Source organism: Micromonospora sp. NPDC005205 (assembly GCF_040608275.1).
In the GTDB taxonomy this organism is placed as follows: domain Bacteria; phylum Actinomycetota; class Actinomycetes; order Mycobacteriales; family Micromonosporaceae; genus Micromonospora.
Genome location: NZ_JBEXHV010000007.1, coordinates 259,874 through 281,309 on the forward strand (window position 1 = coordinate 259,874; position 21,436 = coordinate 281,309).

At 71.6% G+C, this 21,436-nt stretch carries 19 protein-coding genes; 12 read left to right on the top strand and 7 right to left on the bottom strand.

Features of this window, described 5'->3' with window-relative positions; genetic code table 11:
• Positions 1–43: 43 nt before the first annotated feature.
• A complete protein-coding gene (locus ABZU43_RS16170) occupies positions 44–739 on the bottom strand; it encodes a response regulator (RefSeq protein WP_355007291.1) in 696 nt (231 codons plus the stop codon).
• Positions 736–2,328 carry a sensor histidine kinase gene (locus ABZU43_RS16175; RefSeq protein ID WP_355007292.1) on the bottom strand — a complete coding sequence of 531 codons (1,593 nt, stop codon included), beginning with the start codon at positions 2,326–2,328 and terminating at the stop codon, positions 736–738. Before ABZU43_RS16175 ends, ABZU43_RS16170 begins: the two co-directional genes overlap by 4 nt.
• A gap of 93 nt (positions 2,329–2,421) precedes the next feature.
• On the opposite strand from ABZU43_RS16175, the gene ABZU43_RS16180 reads away from it, so the two are divergent.
• Positions 2,422–3,804 carry a cation:dicarboxylase symporter family transporter gene (locus ABZU43_RS16180; RefSeq protein WP_355007293.1) on the top strand — a complete coding sequence of 461 codons (1,383 nt, stop codon included), beginning with the start codon at positions 2,422–2,424 and terminating at the stop codon, positions 3,802–3,804.
• A gap of 154 nt (positions 3,805–3,958) precedes the next feature.
• Here the strand turns inward: ABZU43_RS16180 and ABZU43_RS16185 are convergent, their stop codons facing one another.
• Positions 3,959–4,600, bottom strand: a complete 642-nt coding sequence (locus ABZU43_RS16185; RefSeq protein ID WP_355007294.1) for a hypothetical protein — start codon at positions 4,598–4,600, stop codon at positions 3,959–3,961.
• Positions 4,601–4,782: 182 nt separating this feature from the next.
• Between ABZU43_RS16185 and ABZU43_RS16190 the strand changes: the two genes are divergently transcribed.
• The 3 genes from ABZU43_RS16190 (at position 4,783) to ABZU43_RS16200 (ending at position 9,568) form a co-directional block, all read left to right on the top strand.
• Positions 4,783–6,195 carry an FAD-dependent oxidoreductase gene (locus tag ABZU43_RS16190; protein ID WP_355007295.1) on the top strand — a complete coding sequence of 471 codons (1,413 nt, stop codon included), beginning with the start codon at positions 4,783–4,785 and terminating at the stop codon, positions 6,193–6,195.
• Between the two features lie 87 nt (positions 6,196–6,282).
• Positions 6,283–8,445: an FUSC family protein gene (locus ABZU43_RS16195; RefSeq protein ID WP_355007296.1), complete on the top strand. Its 2,163-nt coding sequence runs from the start codon at positions 6,283–6,285 to the stop codon at positions 8,443–8,445.
• 85 nt (positions 8,446–8,530) lie between these two features.
• Positions 8,531–9,568: an aminotransferase class V-fold PLP-dependent enzyme gene (locus ABZU43_RS16200; RefSeq protein WP_355007297.1), complete on the top strand. Its 1,038-nt coding sequence runs from the start codon at positions 8,531–8,533 to the stop codon at positions 9,566–9,568.
• A gap of 49 nt (positions 9,569–9,617) precedes the next feature.
• On the opposite strand, the gene ABZU43_RS16205 is transcribed toward ABZU43_RS16200, so the two are convergent.
• Together ABZU43_RS16205 and ABZU43_RS16210 are read right to left on the bottom strand one after the other, a co-directional pair.
• Positions 9,618–10,139 carry a peptidoglycan-binding domain-containing protein gene (locus ABZU43_RS16205; protein ID WP_355007298.1) on the bottom strand — a complete coding sequence of 174 codons (522 nt, stop codon included), beginning with the start codon at positions 10,137–10,139 and terminating at the stop codon, positions 9,618–9,620.
• Positions 10,140–10,227: 88 nt separating this feature from the next.
• Positions 10,228–11,400 (bottom strand): acyl-CoA dehydrogenase family protein, encoded by a 1,173-nt coding sequence (locus ABZU43_RS16210; RefSeq protein WP_355007299.1) that lies wholly within the window; start codon positions 11,398–11,400, stop codon positions 10,228–10,230.
• Between the two features lie 196 nt (positions 11,401–11,596).
• Here ABZU43_RS16210 and ABZU43_RS16215 point away from each other — a divergent pair, with 196 nt between their 5' ends.
• The 3 genes from ABZU43_RS16215 to ABZU43_RS16225 all read left to right on the top strand — a co-directional run bounded on the left by ABZU43_RS16215 (position 11,597) and on the right by ABZU43_RS16225 (position 14,982).
• Positions 11,597–12,253, top strand: a complete 657-nt coding sequence (locus ABZU43_RS16215; protein WP_355007300.1) for a TetR/AcrR family transcriptional regulator C-terminal domain-containing protein — start codon at positions 11,597–11,599, stop codon at positions 12,251–12,253.
• 69 nt (positions 12,254–12,322) lie between these two features.
• Positions 12,323–13,777 (top strand): aldehyde dehydrogenase family protein, encoded by a 1,455-nt coding sequence (locus tag ABZU43_RS16220; protein ID WP_355007301.1) that lies wholly within the window; start codon positions 12,323–12,325, stop codon positions 13,775–13,777.
• Complete coding sequence (locus ABZU43_RS16225; RefSeq protein ID WP_355007302.1) at positions 13,774–14,982, top strand: alcohol dehydrogenase catalytic domain-containing protein; 1,209 nt, start codon at positions 13,774–13,776, stop codon at positions 14,980–14,982. Before ABZU43_RS16220 ends, ABZU43_RS16225 begins: the two co-directional genes overlap by 4 nt.
• A gap of 188 nt (positions 14,983–15,170) precedes the next feature.
• On the opposite strand, the gene ABZU43_RS16230 is transcribed toward ABZU43_RS16225, so the two are convergent.
• Together ABZU43_RS16230 and ABZU43_RS16235 are read right to left on the bottom strand one after the other, a co-directional pair.
• Positions 15,171–15,458, bottom strand: a complete 288-nt coding sequence (locus tag ABZU43_RS16230; RefSeq protein ID WP_030488337.1) for a hypothetical protein — start codon at positions 15,456–15,458, stop codon at positions 15,171–15,173.
• A gap of 106 nt (positions 15,459–15,564) precedes the next feature.
• Positions 15,565–16,422 (bottom strand): SPFH domain-containing protein, encoded by an 858-nt coding sequence (locus ABZU43_RS16235; protein ID WP_355007303.1) that lies wholly within the window; start codon positions 16,420–16,422, stop codon positions 15,565–15,567.
• 223 nt (positions 16,423–16,645) lie between these two features.
• Here ABZU43_RS16235 and ABZU43_RS16240 point away from each other — a divergent pair, with 223 nt between their 5' ends.
• From ABZU43_RS16240 to ABZU43_RS16260, 5 genes are all read left to right on the top strand, one after another.
• Positions 16,646–17,407, top strand: coding sequence for an ABC transporter ATP-binding protein (locus tag ABZU43_RS16240; protein WP_091401800.1), 762 nt, complete (start codon positions 16,646–16,648; stop codon positions 17,405–17,407).
• Positions 17,394–18,086 (top strand): ABC transporter ATP-binding protein, encoded by a 693-nt coding sequence (locus tag ABZU43_RS16245; protein ID WP_355007304.1) that lies wholly within the window; start codon positions 17,394–17,396, stop codon positions 18,084–18,086. The genes ABZU43_RS16240 and ABZU43_RS16245 overlap by 14 nt, the downstream gene beginning before the upstream one ends.
• Positions 18,087–18,148: 62 nt before the next feature.
• Positions 18,149–19,387: an ABC transporter substrate-binding protein gene (locus ABZU43_RS16250; RefSeq protein WP_355007332.1), complete on the top strand. Its 1,239-nt coding sequence runs from the start codon at positions 18,149–18,151 to the stop codon at positions 19,385–19,387.
• A gap of 114 nt (positions 19,388–19,501) precedes the next feature.
• Positions 19,502–20,383 carry a branched-chain amino acid ABC transporter permease gene (locus tag ABZU43_RS16255; protein ID WP_355007305.1) on the top strand — a complete coding sequence of 294 codons (882 nt, stop codon included), beginning with the start codon at positions 19,502–19,504 and terminating at the stop codon, positions 20,381–20,383.
• A complete protein-coding gene (locus tag ABZU43_RS16260; protein WP_112583339.1) occupies positions 20,380–21,393 on the top strand; it encodes a branched-chain amino acid ABC transporter permease in 1,014 nt (337 codons plus the stop codon). The genes ABZU43_RS16255 and ABZU43_RS16260 overlap by 4 nt, the downstream gene beginning before the upstream one ends.
• The last annotated feature ends 43 nt before the right edge of the window (positions 21,394–21,436 follow it).

The window sequence follows — 21,436 nt, forward strand, 5'->3', positions numbered from 1 at the left end:
GCGTGGCACCTCGCCGCCGATGTCGGGCGGAGTTGTTCCATGCTCAACGGGGTCGATACTCGACCTCGGGGCGGCCGGGGGTGCCGTAGCGGGGGGTGCGGGCGGCCCGGTCGACGGTCACCAGGTACTCCAGGTAGCGGCGGGCGGTCACCCGGGAGATGCCGGTCAGCGCGCTCACCTCGGTCGCGGACAGCCCGACCTCCGTGCGGGTGCCGTCGGTGAGCGCGGCGCGTACCCGATCGAGGGTCTGCGCGTCGAGCCCCTTGGGCAGGCTGTGCCCGGCGGTGCCGCGCAGGGTGGCGAACATCTGGTCCACCTCGTGCTGGGCGGCGACCTCGCCGTCGGCGAGCGCCTGGGCGCGGTAGTCGGCGTACCGCTCCAGCTTGTCGCGGAACGCGGCGAACGTGAACGGCTTGAGCAGGTAGTGGGTCACCCCGAGGGACACCGCGGTGCGCACCACCGCCAGGTCCCGCGCGGACGTCACCGCGAGCACGTCGACGCTGCTGCCGGCCGCGCGCAGCGCCCGGCAGACGTCCAGGCCGTGCAGGTCGGGCAGCCGAAAATCCAGGAGTACGAGGTCCACGTCGCCGCCGTCATTGGCACGCAGGGCCGCCATCGCCGCCCGCGCGGTGTGCGCCACCCCGACCACCACGAAACCAGGAACCCGTTCGGTGTACGCGCTGTGCGCCTCCGCCAGCAGCGGCTCGTCCTCGACGACGAGTACCCGGATGGCGCTCATGACCGCCCTGTTCTGCCCGGCAGCCGAACGGTGAACAGGCTGCCGCCGTCGTCGGAGCGACAGACCTCGGCGCTACCGCCGTGCCGGCGTACCACCTGGCCGACCAGCGCCAGGCCGAGACCCCGGCCGGTGCTCTTGGTGGACCAGCCGCGCCGGAACGCGTCGGCGACCCGTTCAGGTGCCAGACCGGGGCCGCTGTCGGCTACCCGAACCACCAGCTCGTCACCGGTAGCGCCGACGAAGACCCGCACGCGGCGCGGCGCCGGCGTACCGGCCACCGCCTCCAGGGCGTTGTCGACGAGGTTGCCGACAACGGTGAGGAGATCTCCGGTCGGCAGTGGGCTGTCGTCGAGGCGGCAGTCCGGCTCGATGACCAGATCCACTCCGCGCTCGCCGGCCTGTGCGGACTTGCCGAGCAACAGCGCCGCCAACGCCGGCTCGGTGACCGCGCCGACCACCCGGTCGGTCAACTGTTGGGCGAGGGCCAGGTCCCGGGTGCCGAGCCGGACGGCCTCGTCGGCGCGACCCAGCTCCACCAGCGTCAGCACGGTGTGCAGCCGGTTGGCCGACTCGTGGGTCTGCGCCTGCAACGCCTCGGTCAACGCGCGCACCGAATCCAGCTCGCTGGCCAGGGTGCGCAGCTCGGTCTGGTCGCGCAGGGTCAGTACGGTGCCGAGCACCGCGCCCTCGAAGCGGGTGGTCCGCTGGTTGGCGACGAGCACCCGGTCACCGGCGACGATCGGCTCGTCGCGGGCGTCGCGGGCGGAGCCGAGCAGCTCGGCCGCCGCGGGCGGCAGGTCGATCCCGGCCACCGGCTGGTCGATGACTGGCGCGTCCGCGTCGAGCCCCAGCAGCCGGCGGCCCTCGTCGTTGACGAGCGCCACCCGACGATCGGTGGTGAGCACGACGAGACCTTCCCGCACCGAGTGCAGAACGGCGTCGTAGTACTCGTACATCCGGGTCATCTGGGCCGGCCCCAGACCGTGTGTCTGGCGGCGGAGCCGGCGGCTGAGCAGCCAGGAGCCCGTCGCGGCGAGGGCCAGAGCCGGCGTGACCACACCGAACAGCACCGGCAACTGGCCGAGCAGCTTCTTGTCGATCGCGCGGGTGGTGATGCCCACCGAGACCAGACCGACGAGGCGTCGCTGCTCGTCGTACACCGGAACGACCGCGCGCACCGACTCGCCGAGCGTCCCGACGTTGGTGGTGGTGAACGGGCGGCCCGCCAGAGCGGGCCCGATCTCGCCGACGAACGGCTCGCCGATCTGGTTCTTCGTCGGGTGCGAGAAACGGGTGCGGTCGGGGGCCATCACCACCACGAAGTCGGTGCCCGTGGCCTTCCTTGTCGATTCGGCGTACGGCTGGAGGACCTTCGCGGGGTCGACGGTCGTGAGGGCCTCGCGGACGTCGGGGGAGCCGGCCACGGTCTGCGCCACCGCGAGCACCTCCTCCTGCGCGGCCTGGCGGGAGTCGCTGCGGGCCAGCCAGACGGCGCCCGCCGCGCCGGCCAGCACGAGCAGCGTCACCACCATCGCCTGGAGGGCGAAGAGTTGCCCCGCGATGCTCCACTGGCGTCGGGCCACCTTCACCACCCTCCTCAGTCGCGTCACCGTTTCCGCCAACGCGGTGAACAGAATGACCGCAAGGCTGTCAACGGGTGAGACGCGCTTCACATTGTCGACATGGACACCACCGCATCCGCCACCACCCCGGCACCGGCGGTCCGCCGGGACCGTACCCGTTACCTGTATCTGGCCGTCATCGTGGCCGTGGTCGCCGGCATCGTGGTCGGCCTGGTCGCCCCCGATTTCGGCAAGGAACTCAAGCCGATCGGCACCGGCTTCGTCAACCTGATCAAGATGATGATCAGCCCGGTCATCTTCTGCACCATCGTGCTCGGCGTCGGCTCCGTACGGCAGGCCGCGAAGGTCGGCAAGGTCGGCGGCCTGGCCCTCGGCTACTTCCTGACCATGTCGACGGTCGCGCTCGCCATCGGCCTGGTCGTCGGCAACCTCATCCACCCCGGTTCGGGCCTGAACCTCGGCCCGGACCTGGTCGGCTCCGGTAAGGCCGCCGCCGGTGACGAGGCCGCCGGTACGGCCGACTTCCTGCTCGGGATCATCCCGACGACGCTGCTCTCCTCGCTCACCGAGGGCAAGGTGCTCCAGACGCTGCTGGTCGCCCTGCTGGTCGGCTTCGCCGTACAGGCCATGGGCCGGCGGGGTGAGCCGGTGCTCAGCGCCATCACCGTCATCCAGCGGGTCGTCTTCAAGGTCCTTGCCATGATCATGTGGCTGGCGCCGATCGGCGCGTTCGGCGCGATGGCCGCCGTGGTCGGCGCGACCGGCGTGGACGCCCTCAAGAGCCTCGCCCAGATCATGGTGGGCTTCTACGCCACCTGTCTGATCTTCGTGCTGGTGTTCCTGGGCGCGCTGCTGTGGTTCGTGGCCCGGATCTCGATCTTCTCGCTGCTGCGTTACCTGGGCCGGGAGTTCCTGCTGATTTTGTCGACCTCGTCGTCGGAGTCGGCGCTGCCGCGGCTGATCGCGAAGATGGAGCACTTCGGTGTGAGCAAGCCGGTCGTCGGCATCACGGTGCCGACCGGCTACTCGTTCAACCTGGACGGTACGGCGATCTACCTGACCATGGCGTCGCTGTTCATCGCCGACGCGCTGGGCAAGCCGCTGGCCATCGGCGAGCAGATCTCGCTGCTGCTGTTCATGATCATCGCGTCGAAGGGTGCCGCCGGGGTCACCGGCGCCGGGCTGGCCACGCTGGCCGGCGGCCTCCAGTCGCACCGCCCGGACCTCGTCGACGGGGTCGGGCTGATCGTCGGCATCGACCGGTTCATGTCGGAGGCTCGGGCGCTGACCAACTTCGCCGGCAACGCGGTGGCGACGGTACTGGTGGGAACCTGGACCGGCGAGTTCGACCGGGAGCGGGCGACCGCGGTGCTGAGCGGCAACGACCCGTTCGACGAGGCCACCATGGTCGACGAGCACGACGACGAGGCGGCGTCCCGCCCCGACGAGAAGGAGACCACGCCCGCCGGAGCCCCGGCCTGAGTCGAGGCGTGGACCCGGGGTCGCGGCGGCGCAGTGCCGCAGCGACGCCGTCCCCTGCGTTGATCAAGAGGTTTGCGTCACGACACCCCGGGATAGGTGACGCAAACCTCTTGATCAACCAGGGCTGAGGTGGGGTGGGCGTGCGCGTGCAGGGCTAGGGGGCGGTGGTCTTGTCGCAGGGGACGCCGATGCCGACGTCGACGCGGTCGGTTTGGCCATTCGACGTCACGATTAGTGGTACGCAGGCGACCTGCGCGACCCAGGTGCCGCCGACGAAGGCCAACCACTGAGCCTGCCCACCCTCCGGCAGGCAGGCGTGCACCGTGACGGTCGCCGCGGGCGTGCCGGTGCCGCCCCAGCCGAGCCGGGCCTTGTCCTGCCAGCCCGGTGCCACCCGCAGGTCGGCGACCGTCCCGGCGCGGACGACGAGCCCCCACTTGGCGAACAGCCGTGCCGCCGGATCGGCCTCCCCGGAATCCTCCGCCGACATCACGGGGGCGGTGGGCACCGCCACGTCTTCGCCCACCAACCGGTAGCCCGCCGGCGGTGCTGGCAGCGTGTCAACCGATGTCGTGCAGGGTGGCCCACCACCACTGGCGTCCGTCGACGGCGCCGCACCGGTGGCCGGCGGGGTGGCGTGCCGGCGCGAGTCACCCGCGGGCGTGCAGGCGGCCAGGGCGGCCACCACCAGGCTCAGGAAGCCCCACCAGGCGACCGGCCTGGTTCGGCTGCCCGGCCCGGGGTCCGGAAGGGCCGGGGCACGCGGGGGCCGGGTCGCACCGGCATTGGCACTCATCAGACATTCATAGCTGGTCGCCGGATCCGGCGCGGTCCTGGCCGGCAGGGCTCGCCGCCCATCTGACCACCGCATCCGGGGCGCCAACTCGAAATGGCAGGCCGGCTGAGCGCTGACGGCTGGCGTCGCGATGGTTACGGTCGTGAATGCCGAGGTTTCCCGACCGTTCGAGGAGTGATCGCATGCCCGCCTCTCCGTCCCGGCTCTTCGCCGAGATAGCGACGGCCGAACCACCCGCCGAGACCAGAGTGGTCATGCGACGGGCGGTGGTGCTCGGTGGCAGCATGGCCGGGTTGCTGGCGGCCCGGGTGTTGAGCGACCACGCCGAGGAAGTGCTGATCATCGAACGGGATCCGTCCGATGTCGACGCCGGTCCACGGCCGGGCGTGCCCCAGGGCAGTCAGGTGCACGCGCTGCTGCCCGCCGGTCAGGTCCAGTTGGAGCGCTGGTTCCCCGGCATCGCCGACGAGGCGCTCGCGCTCGGCGCCCCGCCACCACCGAACGACCCGGGCACCGCGAAGGTCTACGTGAACGGCATGTTGGGTCTGCCGCCCGCGGCGACCGGCACCGGGCCGGCGCTGATCACCACGCGTCCGTTCCTGGAGGCGCTGGTCCGCCGACGCACCCTCGCCATCGACAACATCCGCATGGTGTATGGCCGGGCCGAGGGTCTGCTCTTCGACGAGCGGCGGGTCAATGGCACCCGGTACGTGCCCGAGGGCGGCACCGAGCCCGTCGTCGAAGCGGCGGACCTGGTGGTCGACGCGATGGGGCGGTCCAGCCGGTTGAGCGACTGGCTGGCCGAGCACGGGTGGCCGCGCCCGCCGCTGCACCGCATGCCGATCAAGCTGAACTACGCCACGGCGCTCTTCAAGCGCGACGAGGCGGTCAGCGACGCCTGGGTGGCGGTCTTCCACACCATGGCGGGCAAGGGGCGTACCGCCCGGATCGGTGGGATCAACTCGGTCGAGGGGGACCGCTGGATCATGCTGGTGGCCGGCTACGACGGGGACCGGCCCAGCCGTGACGTCGCCGACTTCACCGCCCGTTGCCGGGAGCACTACCCGCAGATGTTCGGCGACATCGCCGAAAACGGGGAGATGCTCGGCGGGGTCGTCACGTACCACCAGGCGGACAGCCGACGCCGAGACTTCCACAAGCTCGACCGTCTGCCCGCCGGGTTGGTCGCCGCCGGCGACGCGGTCGCCTCCTTCAACCCGGTGTACGGCCAGGGAATGACCTCCGCGACACTGCACGCCTCCTGCCTGTCGAAGTACCTGCGCTCCGGTCCGAAGCCGCACGACGAGCCCGCGCACGCGTACTTCGACCAGGTCCGCGTGGTGGTCGACGCCGCCTGGCAGATCTCCACCACCGCCGACATCGAGCTGCCGCACGTCGACGGGCCGTACCCGCCCGGCTACAAGGTCACCAAGTGGTTCGGGGATCTGCTCTTCCGGGCGTCGCTGACCGACCCGGTGCTCAACGCCCGGCTGGGTCGGGTCACCACCATGCTCGACCACCCGGCCGCCCTGAGTCGCCCCGGCACCCTGTTCCGGGCCCTCCGGCTCGGCCTGCTCGGCGGCTCCCGGCGGTGATTCGTCGCCAAACGCTCCGCCGGTCGCGAGGCGCGGTGAAGAATGGTGGGCCGGGGAGGGTTGCCGCGACGAACCGGGGGAGCGGTAGTGCTCGCAACCAGCCTCCTTGGCCGGCTTCGCCGCCGTGACCGGGGTGACGCCGTCCTGCGGCGCGCGGTCCGGCTGACGCTCGTCGCGTCCGTCGTCTTCTACGGCTGCCGGTACGGGGCGGGCAGCTCGACGCTCGCCACGTACGGATTGTTCGGCACGATCGCCGCCGGGTCGTTCGCGCAGCTACCTGGTCCGGCGCCGCAACGGGCGCGGATCCTCGTGCTGTCGCTGCCGGTGATGTGGGCGCTGATCGCGGTGGGCTCGCTGTTGGCGTGGAGCACCTGGGCGGCCGCCGGTGGCATGCTGGTCGTCGGGTTCGTGGTGGCGTTCGCCGGGGTCGGCAACCCGCGCCTGGTGGGGTTGGCCAGCGCGTTCCAGCTCTTCTACATCCTGGCGTCGTTCCCGCCGTACCAACCGGACACCCTGCCGGAGCGACTCGGTGGGGTGACCCTCGCCGTCGTGCTGCTCGCCGCGGCCGAGGTGTTCCTCTGGCCCGACCCGGTGCCGGTCTCCTACCGGCAGCGCCTGGCCGAGGCGGCCGACGGCATCGCCGCCTTCCTCGACGCCACCGCCGAGCGGCTGACCGACCCGCACGCCGCCGTGGGTGATCGGGACGCGCGACGCGAGCGGGCGCACGACGTGGTGGCGGCGATCGCGCTGAACCGCAGCCCTCCCGCGTGGGCGCCCACCGCGGCGGGCGCCCAGGATCGGGCGTTGCGGATCTGCGGGGCAGCGTTACGGGAGGTGCTCGCCGACGCGGACCGGTTGGCGGCGGCCGCCCCGCCGGAGCCGATCCCGGACCTGGCAGCGGCGCGTCTGCTGCGCTCGTGCGCGGACACCACCCGCGCGGCCGGCCGGAGCCTGTCGCCGGGTGCCCCGGCGGTGGCCCCGGCCGACCTGGACGTGGCGGTCGGACGAGCCGAGGCGGCGTACCCGGTGGGTTCCGGCCAGGTCCGCGACGCGCCGGACGTACCCCGGTTGTGCCGGGACGCGACGGCGCTGGCCCTCGCGGACCAGGTGCGGGTCTTCGTCGTCGGTTCCCGGGTGGCGACCGGGGCGCGGATCGGCGGCGACGACTCCTCGGAGCTGTTCGCGTACGCCCGGCGCAGCCCGTGGACGCTGTACTGGTGGCAGTTCCGCTCACACCTGGCACCGCGCTCGGCCCACCTGCACAGCTCGCTGCGGCTGGCCGTGGCGCTCGCCATCGCCCGGGTGGCCGCCGGGGTGTTGGAGCTGACCCACGGGTTCTGGGTGCTGCTGGCCACCCTCACGGTCCTGCGCACGTCCGCCGCCGACACCCGCACGGCGCTGCGCCCGGCCGTGCTGGGGACCATCGTCGGTGCGGCCGTCAGCGGCGGGGTGATGCTCGTCGTCGACGAGCCGATCGTGTACGCCGTCGTCCTGCCGGTCACCCTGCTGCTGGCCTTCGGCGTCGGCCAGCTGCTCGGCCCGGTGTGGCAGCAGGCGCTGTTCACAGTGCTGCTGACAGTCGTCTTCGCCCAGCTCAGCCCGGAGGGGTGGCGGCTCGCCGAGGCGCGCCTCGTCGACGTGCTTCTCGGCGCGGTGATCGGCGTGCTCGCCGGGGTCGCGATGTGGCCGCGCGGCGCGGGCCACGACCTGCGGCGCAACGCCACTCGCTACCTGGCGGCCAGCGCGGACACTGTCGAACAGACGGTCCAGGCGATCCTCGGTGACGCTCCGCCGCCCTCGGGCGCCCTCGACCGGGTCCGTCGCCGGATGGTCCTCATCGACTCGTCGTACTGCCAGTACCACTCGGAGCGGCACGATCCGCACCGGCAACAGGTGAACTGGGACGCCGTGCTGAGCGCCGGGCACCACGTCGCGCCCGGAGCGGAATCACTGCTGCGGCGCAACCCGCCCGGCTGCCTCGCCGGTTGGCCCGGGGCGGCGACGCTCCTGCGGGACTCCGCCGGACGCCTGCGATCGGCGTACGACGCCCTCGCCGATGATGTCGCCCACGGCCGGGCATCGGACCGGGAGCCCGTCTCGACCACCTGCGTCGACCAGTTGGACCGGATCCGTCCGCTCCTCGGCGAGGCCGACCATCAGTCGGTCCGGCACCTGGTGGAGGTCGACAGGTGGCTCGCCAGCCTCGCCGACAGTCTCGCCCGGATCCACCCGCCCGCCCGCCGCCGATGAGCCGGCTCCCGGCCCGCCACCGGACGGGCCGCCGATCGCCGATTGGTAGTGCCCGTCGCGCGTCGTTCGGCCTAGCGTCGAGGGCATGGAGATCGAGCAGGCGCAGAAGCTGTGGGAGCCGGAGCCTGGCTGGTTGAACACCGCCAGCTACGGGTTGCCGCCGGAGCCGGCGTGGGCGGCGTTGCAGGAGGCTCTCGCGGTCTGGCGGGTCGGCCGTACGTCGTGGGAGGGCTGGGGCGAGTCGACGAGCCGGGCTCGGGTCACCTTCGCCGGCCTCATCGGGGTGCCGGTCGCTGACGTGGCCGTCGGCGCGGCGGTGTCCCAGCTCCTCGCGCCGGTCGCGGCGGCGCTGCCGGCCGGTGCCACTGTGGTGGTCCCCGAGGTTGAGTTCACCTCGAATCTCTTCCCCTGGCTGGTGCAGGAGGAGCGTGGCGTCAAGGTCCGCGTGGTGCCGCTGGGGTCTCTGGTCGACGCCATCGACGCCGATACCGACCTGGTGGCGTTCAGCCTGGTGCAGTCGGCCGACGGGGCGGTCGCGCCGTACGACGAGATCGTGGCCGCGGCCCGCGCGCACGACGCGCTGGTGGCGGTGGACGCGACCCAGGCGTGCGGCTGGCTGCCGTTCGACGGCAGCCGGGCCGATGTGGTGGCGGTGGGCGGCTACAAGTGGCTGATGAATCCGCGCGGGACCGCGTACGCCTATCTGGCCCCCGGGTTGCGCGAGCGGCTGCGTCCCGACGCGGCCGGCTGGTACGCGGGCCGCGACCCGCACGCCTCCTACTACGGCCCGCCGCTGCGGCTGGCCGACGACGCCCGCCGGTTCGACATCTCACCGGCCTGGTTCAGCTGGGTCGGTGCGGCGCCCGCCCTGGAGGTGGTCGCCGAGATCGGCGTGCCGGCGATCGGGGCGCACAACGTGGCGCTGGCCAACCGGTTCCTGACCGGGCTGGGCCGCGAGCCGGGGGAGAGCGCCATCGTCACCGTGGACGTGCCGGACGCGGAGCAGCGTCTGGCAGCGGCCGGTATCCGGGCGGCGGTGCGGGCCGGACGGGTGCGGGCCTCGTTCCACACCTACTCCACCGAGGCCGACGTGGACGCCGCGCTGACGGCGTTGACCGGCTGAGCCTGGCGCCGAGGACGGCCGGGCGCGCGACCGGCCGTCCTCAGCCGCGTCAGGAGCAGACGCTGAAGGTCGCCGCGGTGTACGAGAGGGCTCGCCACTCCAGATCGATCCCGAGGCTCATGTCCCACGTGCCGTCGGCCAGGCGACCGAAGTGAAGGATGTTGCTGCCGGCTCCGTCGTAGTAGAACCACCCCTCGCCCTCGTACACGGCGAGTCGGGTCGCCGCCCTGGAGAGCGTCCGGGGGCCGACGACGCCGTCACCGACGAGGCCCCGAGCGGTCTGCCACTTCCTGGTGGCGGCGGTCGTCGCCGGTCCGAACCGGCAGTCGACGCCCGAGCGGGCGAGGTAACCGTCCGCCCAGAGGATCAACTGCCACATCGCGACGACGTTGTTGTACGAGCGGGTCGACGCGGAGATGGGCCCCTCGTCGTTCCAGTCGTCGGTCCAGGTGCCCGAGCCCGCGACGTACCCCTGGCTGACGTTGGCCGACGCCGGCGCGGCCGGGATGGCGATGGCGCCGACCGTGGCGACGACGATCGCCGTCGCCACGGCCCTGATTCGTAGGTGCATGGAACATCCCCCTCTGGCTGAATGGCAGCTGTCATGGGGGTAGATGGCCGGCGGACCCACTTTGTTCACGGCGGGCGGACATTCGACGTCAGGCCAGGTGGCCACCGATCTTCGTGTAGCCGCGCAGCAGGTCCCGCGAGATGATCAGCCGCTGCATCTCGTCGGTGCCCTCGAAGATCCGGTAGAGCCGGACCTGCCGGTACCAGCGTTCGATCGGCAGCTCCCGGGTGTAGCCCATGCCGCCGTGGATCTGGAGCACCCGGTCGACCACCCGGTTGACCATGCCGGCGCCGTAGAGCTTGCCCATCGACGAGGCGTGCCGGGGGTCGAGGCCCGCGTCGACCGTCCACGCCGAGCGCAGCACCAGCCAGCGGGCCGCCTCCAGCTCCGTCTCGGAGTCGGCGATCATCCACTGGATGGCCTGGTTGGTGCCGATCTTCGTGCCGAAGGTTTCCCGGGTGTTGGCGTACTCGATGGCCATCTGCAACACCCGCTCGGCGATGCCGATGGCGTGCGACGGGATGGTGTAGCGCCCCTTGCCGATCCACTCCATGCCGAGCGTGAAGCCCTGCCCGATCTCACCGAGGATGTTGCGGTGCGGCACGCGTACGCCGTCGAAGATGAGTGACGCGGGCCCACCCTCACCCATCGTCTGGATGAACTCCGAGCGCCAGCCCATCGACCGGTCCACCAGGAACGCGGTGGCGCCGCCGTTGCGGGCGCCCTTCACCCGGTCGGTCACGGCGACCACGATGGCGAAGTCGGCGTCGTGACCGCCGGTGATGAAGGTCTTCTCGCCGTCGAGGATCCAGTCGTCGCCGTCCCGGCGGGCGGACAGCCGGATGTTGGCCGCGTCGGATCCGGCGCCCGGCTCGGTGATCGCGAAGCAGGAGCGTCGTTCGCCCTCGATGGTCGGGATGAGGAACTCCCGCTTCTGCTCCTCGGTGGCGTGGAACAGGATGTTGTCCGCCTCGCCGCCGAAGCGGAACGGCACGAACGTGCGGCCCAGCTCGGTCCAGATCAACGACTGGAGTACGGCTGGCAGGTTCATTCCGCCGTACTCCTCCGGGGTGGCCAGGCCCCAGAAGCCGAACTTGCGCGCCTTGAGTTGCAGTTCGCGCACCTCGGAGTGGTCGAGGCCCGGCTGGTGCGCCCGTTCCCGGCGGAGCACCTCCGCTTCCAGGGGCATCACCTCACGGGTGATGAACGCGCGCACGGTGTCCCGGACGGCGCGTTCCTCGTCGGACAGTGCGAAGTCCACGGTTCCCCCTCGGTCGGCGTGGTGGTGCGCCGCCACGGGCCGTAGCGGTCCCTCATAAACTAGCGGTGTAAGTTTTCATTCGTCCAGACCCCTTCTCCGGCCGACGTGGTGACGCCCGCCCGCAGGAGGTCCCCGATAGGGTGCGTGAACAGGTGGTTCCCACGGGGAGGGACACCGCAGACCGAGGAGTTCTGACGTGCCCCGACCTCGACGGCCTCTGCTCACCCGCGACCGGATCGTCGAGACGGCGCTCGCGCTGATCGACGCCGACGGGCTGGACGCGCTCTCCACCCGCCGACTCGCCGCCGCGCTCGGCGTGCAGGGTCCCTCGCTCTACAACCACTTCGCCACCAAGGACGAGATCCTCGACGCGGTCGCCGACACGGTCACCGGTGCCGTCGACACCAGCGGCTTCGCCAGCCGGGAATGGCTGGCCGCGCTACGGGACTGGGCGTGGTCGTACCGGCGGGCGCTCACCGCGCACCCGAACGTCGTGCCGTACCTGGCGCAGGGCCCGGGTCGTCGACCGGCGGCCCTCGCCATGGCGGACGCGGTCTACGGAGGGCTGGTCCGGGCCGGTTGGCCGCCGGCACGCGCCACCCACATCGGCGCGGCACTGCGGTACTTCGTGGCCGGGTCGGCGCTCGGCTCGTTCGCCCGCGGTTTCGTCGAGGACCCCGAGCTGTACGCGGCGCACTACCCGCACCTGCGCCAGGCCCACCGGCTCGCCGAGCACCAGCAGAGCGTGGACGAGGGAGCCTTCGCCCTCGGCCTGGACGCACTGCTGCACGGTCTGGCCGCCGAGTACACCCGCACCGTCGACACGGTGGAGTCCGCCCGGCCCGACGGGTAACGTCCAAACTCCCAGCGCTAGTTTCATCGCCCGTCGCACCCCATCGCCCACCCCCCTCGAAGGGACGACATGGACCTCGCCGCCCCGCCGTCGCTGTTGCCCGACTCCCTGCGCCTGCGGCGTCACCTGCACGTCGGCGGGGAGTGGACCCCTCCCGCCGACGCCGGCCTCATCGACGTGGAGAACCCGAGCACCGGGGAGCTGATCGGGCAGGTGCCGGCCGGCACCCCGGCCGACGTGGATCGCGCCGTTGCCGCGGCCCGGTCCGCGTTTCCCGGCTGGTCGGCCGCCACCCCCGCCGAGCGCTCCGCCCACCTCGACCGGCTGCACGCGGCGCTCACCGCCCGCGCCGACGACCTCGCCCGCACCATCGCCGTCGAGCTGGGATCTCCGCTCAAGCTCGCCACCCGGGTGCAGGTCGGGCTCCCACTGACCGTGCTGCGCGACCACGTCGCGCTCGCCGCCCGCGCGCCGGTCGAGGAGAGCATCGGCAACTCCCTCGTCGTCCGGGAGCCGATCGGCGTGGTCGGCGCGATCACCCCGTGGAACTACCCACTGCACCAGGTGATGGCGAAGCTCGCACCCGCCCTGGCCGCCGGCTGCACTGTGGTGCTCAAACCCAGCGAGCTGACCCCGTTGACCGCGTACCTGCTCTTCGACGCGGTCGCCGAGGCCGGCCTGCCGCCGGGCGTGCTCAACCTGGTTCCCGGCACCGGGCCGGTGGTAGGTGAGGCGCTCGCCGGGCACCCCGACGTCGACCTGGTCTCCTTTACCGGCTCCACCGCCACCGGCGCGCGAATCATGCGGCTCGCCGCCGACCGGATCGCCCGGGTCGCGCTGGAGCTGGGCGGCAAGTCCGCCAACGTGATCCTCCCCGACGCCGACCTGGCCACCGCCGTCAAGGTGGGCGTCGGCAACGCCCTGCTCAACTCCGGGCAGACCTGTACCGCCTGGACCAGGATGCTGGTGCACCGCGACCGGTACGACGAAGCCCTCGACCTGATCGCCGCGGCGGTGGCCGGCTACCGTCTCGGCGAACCGTTCGACCCGGCGACCCGGCTCGGCCCGCTGGTCTCCGCCGCCCAGGCCGAGCGGGTGCGAGGCCACATCGACCGGGCCCTCGCCGACGGCGCCCGGCTGGTCGCCGGCGGGCCCGACGCCCCCGTGCCGACCCGGGGGCACTTCGTCGCCCCGACCGTCTTCGCCGACGTGCACCCCGACAGCGCGCTCGCCCAGGAGGAGGTCTTCGGCCCGGTGCTCGCCGTCATCCCGTTCGCCGACACCGACGAGGCGGTCGCCATCGCCAACAACTCGAAGTACGGGCTGGCCGGCGCGGTCTGGTCCGCCGACACCGACGCGGCGCTCGCGGTGGCCCGGCGGCTGCGTACCGGCGCTGTCGACATCAACGGCGCCCCGTTCAACCCGCTCGCCCCGTTCGGTGGCTACAAGCAGTCCGGCCTGGGCCGGGAGTTGGGCGTGCACGGGCTGGCCGAGTTCTGCGAGCTGAAGGCGATCCAGCGATGACCGATTCCGGGCTGTCCCCGGCCGTGCCCGCAGGCCGGCCCGAGCTGTCCCCGGCCGTGCCCGCAGGCCGGCCCGAGCTGTCCCCGGCCGTGCCGGGTGGCGGCACCGGGCCGGCGTCCGCGCCGGTCATCGTTCGCGCGCTGGTCGCGCGCGGCTCCGGCGCCGAGCTGAGGGTCGAGCGGGTACGCCTGCCCGCGCCCGGCCCCGGCGAGGTGCGGGTGACGATCAGGGCGGCCGGTGTCTGCCACTCCGACCTGTCCATGGTCAACGGCACCCTCGCCGCGAGGTTCCCGCTGGTGCTCGGGCACGAGGCGACCGGTGTGGTGGCCGAGGTCGGGCCGGGCAGTCAGCTGACCGTCGGCACACCGGTGGTGCTCAACTGGGCGCCAGCGTGCCGGGCCTGCTGGTGGTGTCGGCGTGGCGAGCCGTGGCTCTGCGCCGACACCACGGCCCCGACCGTGTCGCGCGGCGAGACCGACGACGGGGTCCCGTTGCACCTGACCCTCGGCCTCGGCGCGCTCGCCGAGGCGGTGGTGGTACCCGAGCGTGCCGTCATTCCGATCCCCGCCGGGCTGCCGCCCGAGCAGGCCGCACTGCTCGGCTGTGCGGTGCTCACCGGCGTCGGTGCGGTCCGGAACACCGCCCGGGTGACACCCGGCGAGTCGGTCGCGGTCGTCGGGCTCGGTGGGGTCGGGCTCGCCGTGCTCAGCGCGGCCCGCCGGGCCGGTGCCACGACGATCCTGGCCATCGACGTCGCCGAGGCGAAACGGGACCTGGCGCTCGCCGCCGGGGCGACCGACTTCCTGCTCTCCGACGACCGGCTCTCCAAGGAGGTGCGGGCGCGCACCGAGAGCCGGGGCGTCGACCACGCCTTCGAGTGCGTCGGTCGGGCCGCCACCATCCGCGCCGCCTGGCGGCTGACCCGGCGCGGGGGAGCGGTGACAGTGGTCGGCATGGGCGCCAAGGACGACATGGTCAGCCTGGGCGCGCTGGACATCTTCCACTCCGCGCGCACCCTGCGCTCCTCGGTGTACGGCTCGTCCGATCCGGACCGGGAGGTGCCGGTGCTGGCCGCCGAGCTCGCCGACCGCGCACTGGATCTGGGCGTGCTGGTCAGTGGGACGATTCCGTTGGACGAGGCGCCCGCCGCGTTCGACCGGTTGGCCCGGGGTGAGGGCGCCCGCTGGGTGGTCACGCTGGACTGACGCTGGTCACCGCCGGGATCTCAGCACGTCGAGGATCTCAGCACGTCGACCTCGCAGCCTGGTGCCCACGGGTCGAAGCCGTGCTCGCCCAGCCAACGGACCGCCAGCAGGCCCCTGGCCAGGGGACCCTGGGTCGGCCCGGGAAGGGCCAACCCAGGGCACCCTGGCGCCGAGAGCCGGGCGACCGGTCAGAAGGGTGGGGCGTCCTCGCCCATCAGCGCCAGCACGACGCCACCCTTGCCGCTCTTGAGGCCCTGGACCACGACCTTGCCGGTGCTGCCGTCGGGCAGCTCCAGGGTGAAGGTCTTTCCGACCGCGTTCTTGGGGCCGTTTCCGGCGCTGTTGGCGGGTCGGAAGTCGCCCGCCCAGGGCGGAATCCCGCCCCTACGGGCCGGCTCGGCGAAGAGCGCGGCGGTGCCGGGGGTCCTGGTGCCGTCTGAGGAAAGGAGCACTGAGGCGCTGCGAAAGGTAGCCATATGAACAAAGGCTAACCCGGACAACGCCGTTCGCGGTACCACAGTTGCCGGTGGCGGCGATTCGGTCGACCTCCGGCCCACCCGCCAGTGGTGGGCCGACCTCGGGTCACTTGCCGGTGACGATGCCCGGGTTGATGCAGAGCCCGGGGTTCGCACCGTTCTTCTCCGCGATCTCCAGACAACGGGTCACCTTGTCGACCTTCGCGTTGGTCTCGGTGATCTGCTTGGAGATCTCGGCGTTCTTGCGGTCCTGCTCCAGGTTGCGGGTCTGCGCCAGCTTGTCCTGGAACGCCTTGATGTTGCCCTCGGTCTTGTCGTCGTGGTTCACCCGGGTGATGGTCACCGAGAGGATGTCGACGTCGGTGGCGAGGCGCGCCTCCGCGCTGGTCTTGATGTTCGCGGCGAACGGCTTCAGGTCGACGTTGAGGTCGCCGGTCTGGGCGTCGATCTTCTCGAGCGGGTTGTACGCGGCGAAGGCGTCGTTGACCGCACTGTCGAGCTGCACACCCACCCGCTGACCCCGGAAGCTGCCGAAGTCGCCCTTGTAGTCCATGAACTGCTTTGGCGCGTTCTCTGGCTTGACCTGCCATTCGACAAGCACCTCGACGCAGGCGTCGGCGAGGGTGCCGGTGCGCACGCGTACGCAGTTGTTGCCACCGATGTGGTCGTACTTCTGGCGGCCCGCGTCCCACTCGCCGACCTTCTGCCAGGGCGCCACCCACTTCAGGCCCGAGCCGGTGACCTTCCCGGTGGGCTTGCCGAAGCTGGTGACGATGCCGACCGAGCGGATGGGCACGGAATGGGCGCTGGAGGCGACGCCGACCACCAGCGTGAGGGCGAGGAAGCCGAGCGTCGCGAGGGCGGCCATCCGCTTGAGCGGCCGTGTGGGAGCGACGAGAGCGACGACGGCGCTGACCGCCAGGGCGACGGCGAAGACGATCGCCATGGTGAAGCCGACGGGCATGGGGTGGGGACCTTCCGGTGGGCTGTGTGGATCATCAACCTAGGGGGTCCGGTCAAGTCGACGGCGCGGGGGAGTGGAGTTCAGGCACGTCAACTGCGGGGCGAATATGGATCCCATCGACATGGTTCGACTCCGGAGGCCCGCCGTAGGTTTCGTCCACGCGACGGGCCTGTGACCGCGGTCACCGAACCGACCGTCGCCGCGACGTGCGGAGGATGAGGCGATGGCCGGGCAAGCGCTCCTGTCGGCCCGTGGGCTGACCCGCGACTTCCGGGGCTTCCGGGCGGTCGACGACGTCGACCTCGACGTGGCGTCGGACAGCGTGCACGCGCTGGTCGGCCCGAACGGCGCGGGCAAGACCACCCTGTTCAACCTGCTCACCGGCTTCCTGCGCCCCAGTGGCGGCCGGATCGAGCTGGCCGGGCGGGACGTCACCGGGCTGCCCCCCGAGCAGGTGGCACGGCTCGGCGTGGCCCGTTCGTTCCAGATCACCAGTCTCTTTCCCCAACTGTCCGCGCGCGAACACGTCGCGCTGGCGTTGCAGTCGCCCAGCGGGCTGGGCTGGCGGTTCTGGCGGTCGGCGAAGCTGATGGGCCGCTACACCGAACGGGCCGACGAACTGTTGGCCATGGTGGGACTGGCCGAGCTGGCGCACGCCCCCTCGGCGTCCCTGGCGTACGGCCGGAAACGAGCCCTGGAGCTGGCCATCGCCCTGGCGCTGGACCCGAAGGTGCTGCTGCTCGACGAGCCGACAGCGGGCATGGGCCTGGAGGACGTCGACCGCACCGTCGAGCTGATCGGTCGGGTCCGGCAGGGCCGGACCGTGGTGATGGTCGAGCACAACATGAGCGTGGTCGGCCGTCTCGCCGACACCGTCACCGTGCTCCAGGCCGGCAAGGTCCTCGTCGAGGGCCCGTACGAGCAGGTCCGCGCCGACGAGCGCGTGATCACCGCCTACCTGGGAGCCGCCGATGCTGCGCATTGAGAACCTGTCCGCCTTCTACGGCGAGGCGCAGGTGCTGCGCGATGTCAGCCTCGAGGTCTCCGCCGGCGAGGTGGTCACCCTGGTCGGCCGCAACGGTGCCGGCAAGTCCACTCTGCTGCGCTGCGTGATGGGGCTGCACCCCGGTCAGCGCGGCGCGGTGGAGCTGGACGGGCGGGACATCACCAGGTTGGCGGCGCACAAGCGGGCCCGCCTGGGGCTGGGCTGGGTGCCCGACGACCGGGGCAGCTACGCCACGTTGACCGTCACCGAGAACCTCACGCTGCCACCCACTGTCGGCCCCGACCCGTGGTCGCTGGAGCGGGTGTACGAGGCGTTCCCGGCCCTGTACACCCGACGGGACTCGGCGGCCACCATGCTCTCCGGTGGCGAGCAGCAGATGCTCGCGCTGGCCCGGGTGCTGCGGATGGGCGCCCGGCTGCTGCTCTGCGACGAGCCCACCGAAGGGCTGTCGCCACTGCTGGTGCAGCAGGTCGGCGACCTGCTGCGCGAGGCCAAACGGCACGGGGTGACAGTGCTGCTGGTCGAGCAGAACCTGCACTTCGCCACCGGTGTCGCCGACCGGCACTACCTGCTGGCCGAGGGCCGGGTCGCCGAGGCGATGGACAACTCCGAGGTGCGTTCGCGCGAACGCGAACTGCTCGCGTACCTCGGGATTTGAATTTCTCAACGACGACCCGCGCGACGCCGCGCGGAATGGATGGAGTGGGCATGCGCAGGACGATGGGTGTGGCCGCGGCGTCGGCCGTGGTGGTGCTGGCCGCCGGGTGCGGTGGCGGTGGCCCCCAGTCGAGTGGCGACCAGAAGCTGACCGGCGACAAGATCGTGCTGGGCGTGCTCAACGACCAGTCCGGGGCGTACTCGGAGTTGTCCGGAAAGAACTCGGTGGCGGCGGTGGAGATGGCCATCGCCGACTTCACCGCGAAGTACGGCGACAAGGCGGTGACCAAGGACATCACCGTGGAGACCGCGGACCACCAGAACAAGCCGGACGTGGCCAACTCCAAGGCCCAGGAGATGTACGACCGCAAGGGCGTCGACCTGATCCTGGACGTGCCTACCTCGTCGGCCGCGCTGAAGGTCGCCGACGTGGCGAAGGAGAAGAAGAAGCTCTACTTCAACATCGGGGCGGCGACCACCGACCTGACCGGCAAGAGCTGCAACAAGTACACCTTCCACTACGCGTACGACACGTACATGCTAGCCAACGGCACCGGAAAGACCACCACCGAGCAGATCGGCAAGAACTGGTACATCCTCTACCCGAACTACGCCTTCGGTCAGGACATGGAGAAGAGCTTCTCCACCGCGATCACGGCGGCCGGCGGCACTGTCGTCGGCAAGGACGGGGCGCCGTTCCCGAACACCAGCGGTGACTTCTCCACCTTCCTGCTCAAGGCGCCGAACCTGAACCCGAAGCCGGACGTGCTGGGCACCATGCAGGCCGGCGCGGAGCTGGTCAACGTGGTGAAGCAGTACAACGAGTTCAAGCTGCGGGACAAGGGCGTCGGCCTGGCGGTGGGGCTGATGTTCCTCACCGACATCCACTCGCTCACCCCGGCCGCGCTGGCCGGCACCACGTACACCGACGCCTGGTACTGGAACTTCGACGCGAAGAACCTGGAGTTCGCCGACCGCTTCCAGCAGAAGGCCGGCACCCGGCCGACCTTCGCGCACGCCGCCAACTACTCCGCTGCCCTGCAGTACCTGGAGGCGGTGCAGGCCGCCGGCACCGACGACGCGGACGCCGTGGTCAAGGGCCTGGAGGGCAAGACGGTCGAGGACGTCTTCCTGCGCAACGGGAAGATCCGCGCCGAGGACCACCGGGTGGTGCACGACGCGTACCTGGCCCAGGTGAAGTCGGAGTCCGAGGTCGCCGAGCCGTGGGACTACGTGAAGGTGCTCAAGACGATCCCCGCCGCGGAGGCGTTCCGGGCGCCCTCGGCGGACTGCAAGCTGTGAGTGCGAGGAGTGAGCCGGTGGTGCGAGCCCCGCAGTCACGAACGGATGTGACGCGGTGAGTGCGAGGAGTGAGCCGGTGGTGCGAGCCCCGCAGTCACGAACGGATGTGACGCGGTGAGCGGATTCGCGCAGAACACGTTCAACGGGCTGGTGAGTGGGGCGTTCTACGCCCTGCTCGCCCTCGGGCTCGCGGTCATCTTCGGAATGCTGCGAGTCGTCAACTTCGCCCACGGCGCGTTCTACATGCTCGGCGCGTTCGGGGCGTACGTGCTGCTCAGCGAGGCGGGCGTGCCGTTCTGGGCCGCCCTGGTGATCATGCCGGTGGGGCTGGGTCTGCTCGGCATGGCGCTGGAACGCGCGGTAATCCACCGCCTCACCAAACTGGACCCGCTCTACAACTTCCTGCTCACCTTCGGTCTGACGCTGATCCTTCAGGACCTGGTGAAACTGCGCTACGGCGTGCAGTCCAGCCCGTACGAGACGCCGTCGCTGTTGAGCGGGTCGGTCGACTTCGGGCTGTTCGACTTCCCGACGTACCGGGTGTTCATCCTCGGCTTCGCGGTGCTGCTCTGCGTCGCGGTGTGGTGGGTGCTGACCCGGACCCGGATCGGCATGGTGGTCCGTGCGGCCACCGAGCGGCCGGACCTGACCCGTGCGTTCGGCATCGACGTCGGACGGTGGGTGACTCCGGTCTTCGGCTTCGGCATCGGGCTGGCCGGCCTCGCCGGTGTGCTGGCCGCGCCGATGCGCGCGGTCAACCCGCTGATGGGCGCAGACCTGATCATCGTGGTGTTCGCGGTGGTGGTGATCGGCGGGCTGGGCTCGATCTTCGGGTCGGTCGCCGCAGGCTTCGGCATCGGACTCGTGCAGGCGTGGGGTGAGGCGTACCTCTCCAGTTTCCCGCTCGTCTCGCAGACGATCGTCTTCGTCGTGATGGCCGGCGTGCTGCTCTGGCGCCCGGCCGGCCTGTTCGGTCGGGAGGAGGCCCCCGCATGACCAACACCGTGGACACTCCTACCGACGCGTCCCGTTCGACGCCACCGTCCGGGCTGATCGCCGTGGCCCGGGCCCCCGGCTGGGTCCGGTACGCGCTGCTCGCCGTCGGCCTGGCCGTCGCGGCGTGGCTGCCCAACGGCCTCTACCCGGCGGTCGCGGTGGACATCCTCTGCTGGGCGCTCTTCGCCGTGGCGGTGGACCTGCTGCTCGGCTTCACCGGGCTGATGTCCTTCGGCCATGCCGCGTTCTGGGGCACCTCCGCGTACGTCACCGGGCTGGTGGCCATCCACGCCGGCCTGCCGTTTCCCCTCGCGGTGCTGGCCGGGGCCCTCGCCGCGGCCGTGCTGGCCGTGCCGATCGGGTACCTGGCGGTCAAGCGGACCGGCATCTACTTCGCCATGGTGACCCTGGCCTTCGCGCAGATGGTCTACTACGTCGCCAACGAGTGGCGCTCGGTGACGCAGGGCGAGAACGGCCTCCAGGGGGTGCCCCGCGAGCTGTTCGGCGTCGACCTCACCGACGACTACTTCTTCTACTACGCGATCCTGCCGATCGTGCTGCTCGGGCTCGCCGCCGCCTGGCGGATCGTGCACTCACCGTTCGGTCGGGTGCTGGTCGGCATCCGGGACAACCCGGCGCGGGCGCGGGCGCTGGGCTACCCGGTGCACCGCTACAAGCTCACCGCGTTCGTGCTCTCCGGGTTCATCGCCGGCCTCGGTGGCGGGTTGTTCGCGGTCGGCCACCGGTTCGTCTCGCTGGACGTGCTGCACTGGACCACCTCCGGCAAGGCGGTCATCGTGGTGGTGCTCGGCGGGATCGGCACCCTCTGGGGTGGGGTGCTCGGCGCCGCGCTCGTGGTCCGGCTGGAGGACTGGTTGTCGTTCTCCGGGTTCGAGGCGATCGGCCTGGTCACCGGCGGCATCTTCGTCCTGGTCGTGGTGCTGTTCCGGCGCGGCATCTGGGGCAGCGTCGCCGCGCTGGCCCACCGGCTGGCGGCCCGCCGCCGCTGAAATTCCGCGACGGCGCATCCGCCAGGTGCCCGCCGAGCGAACC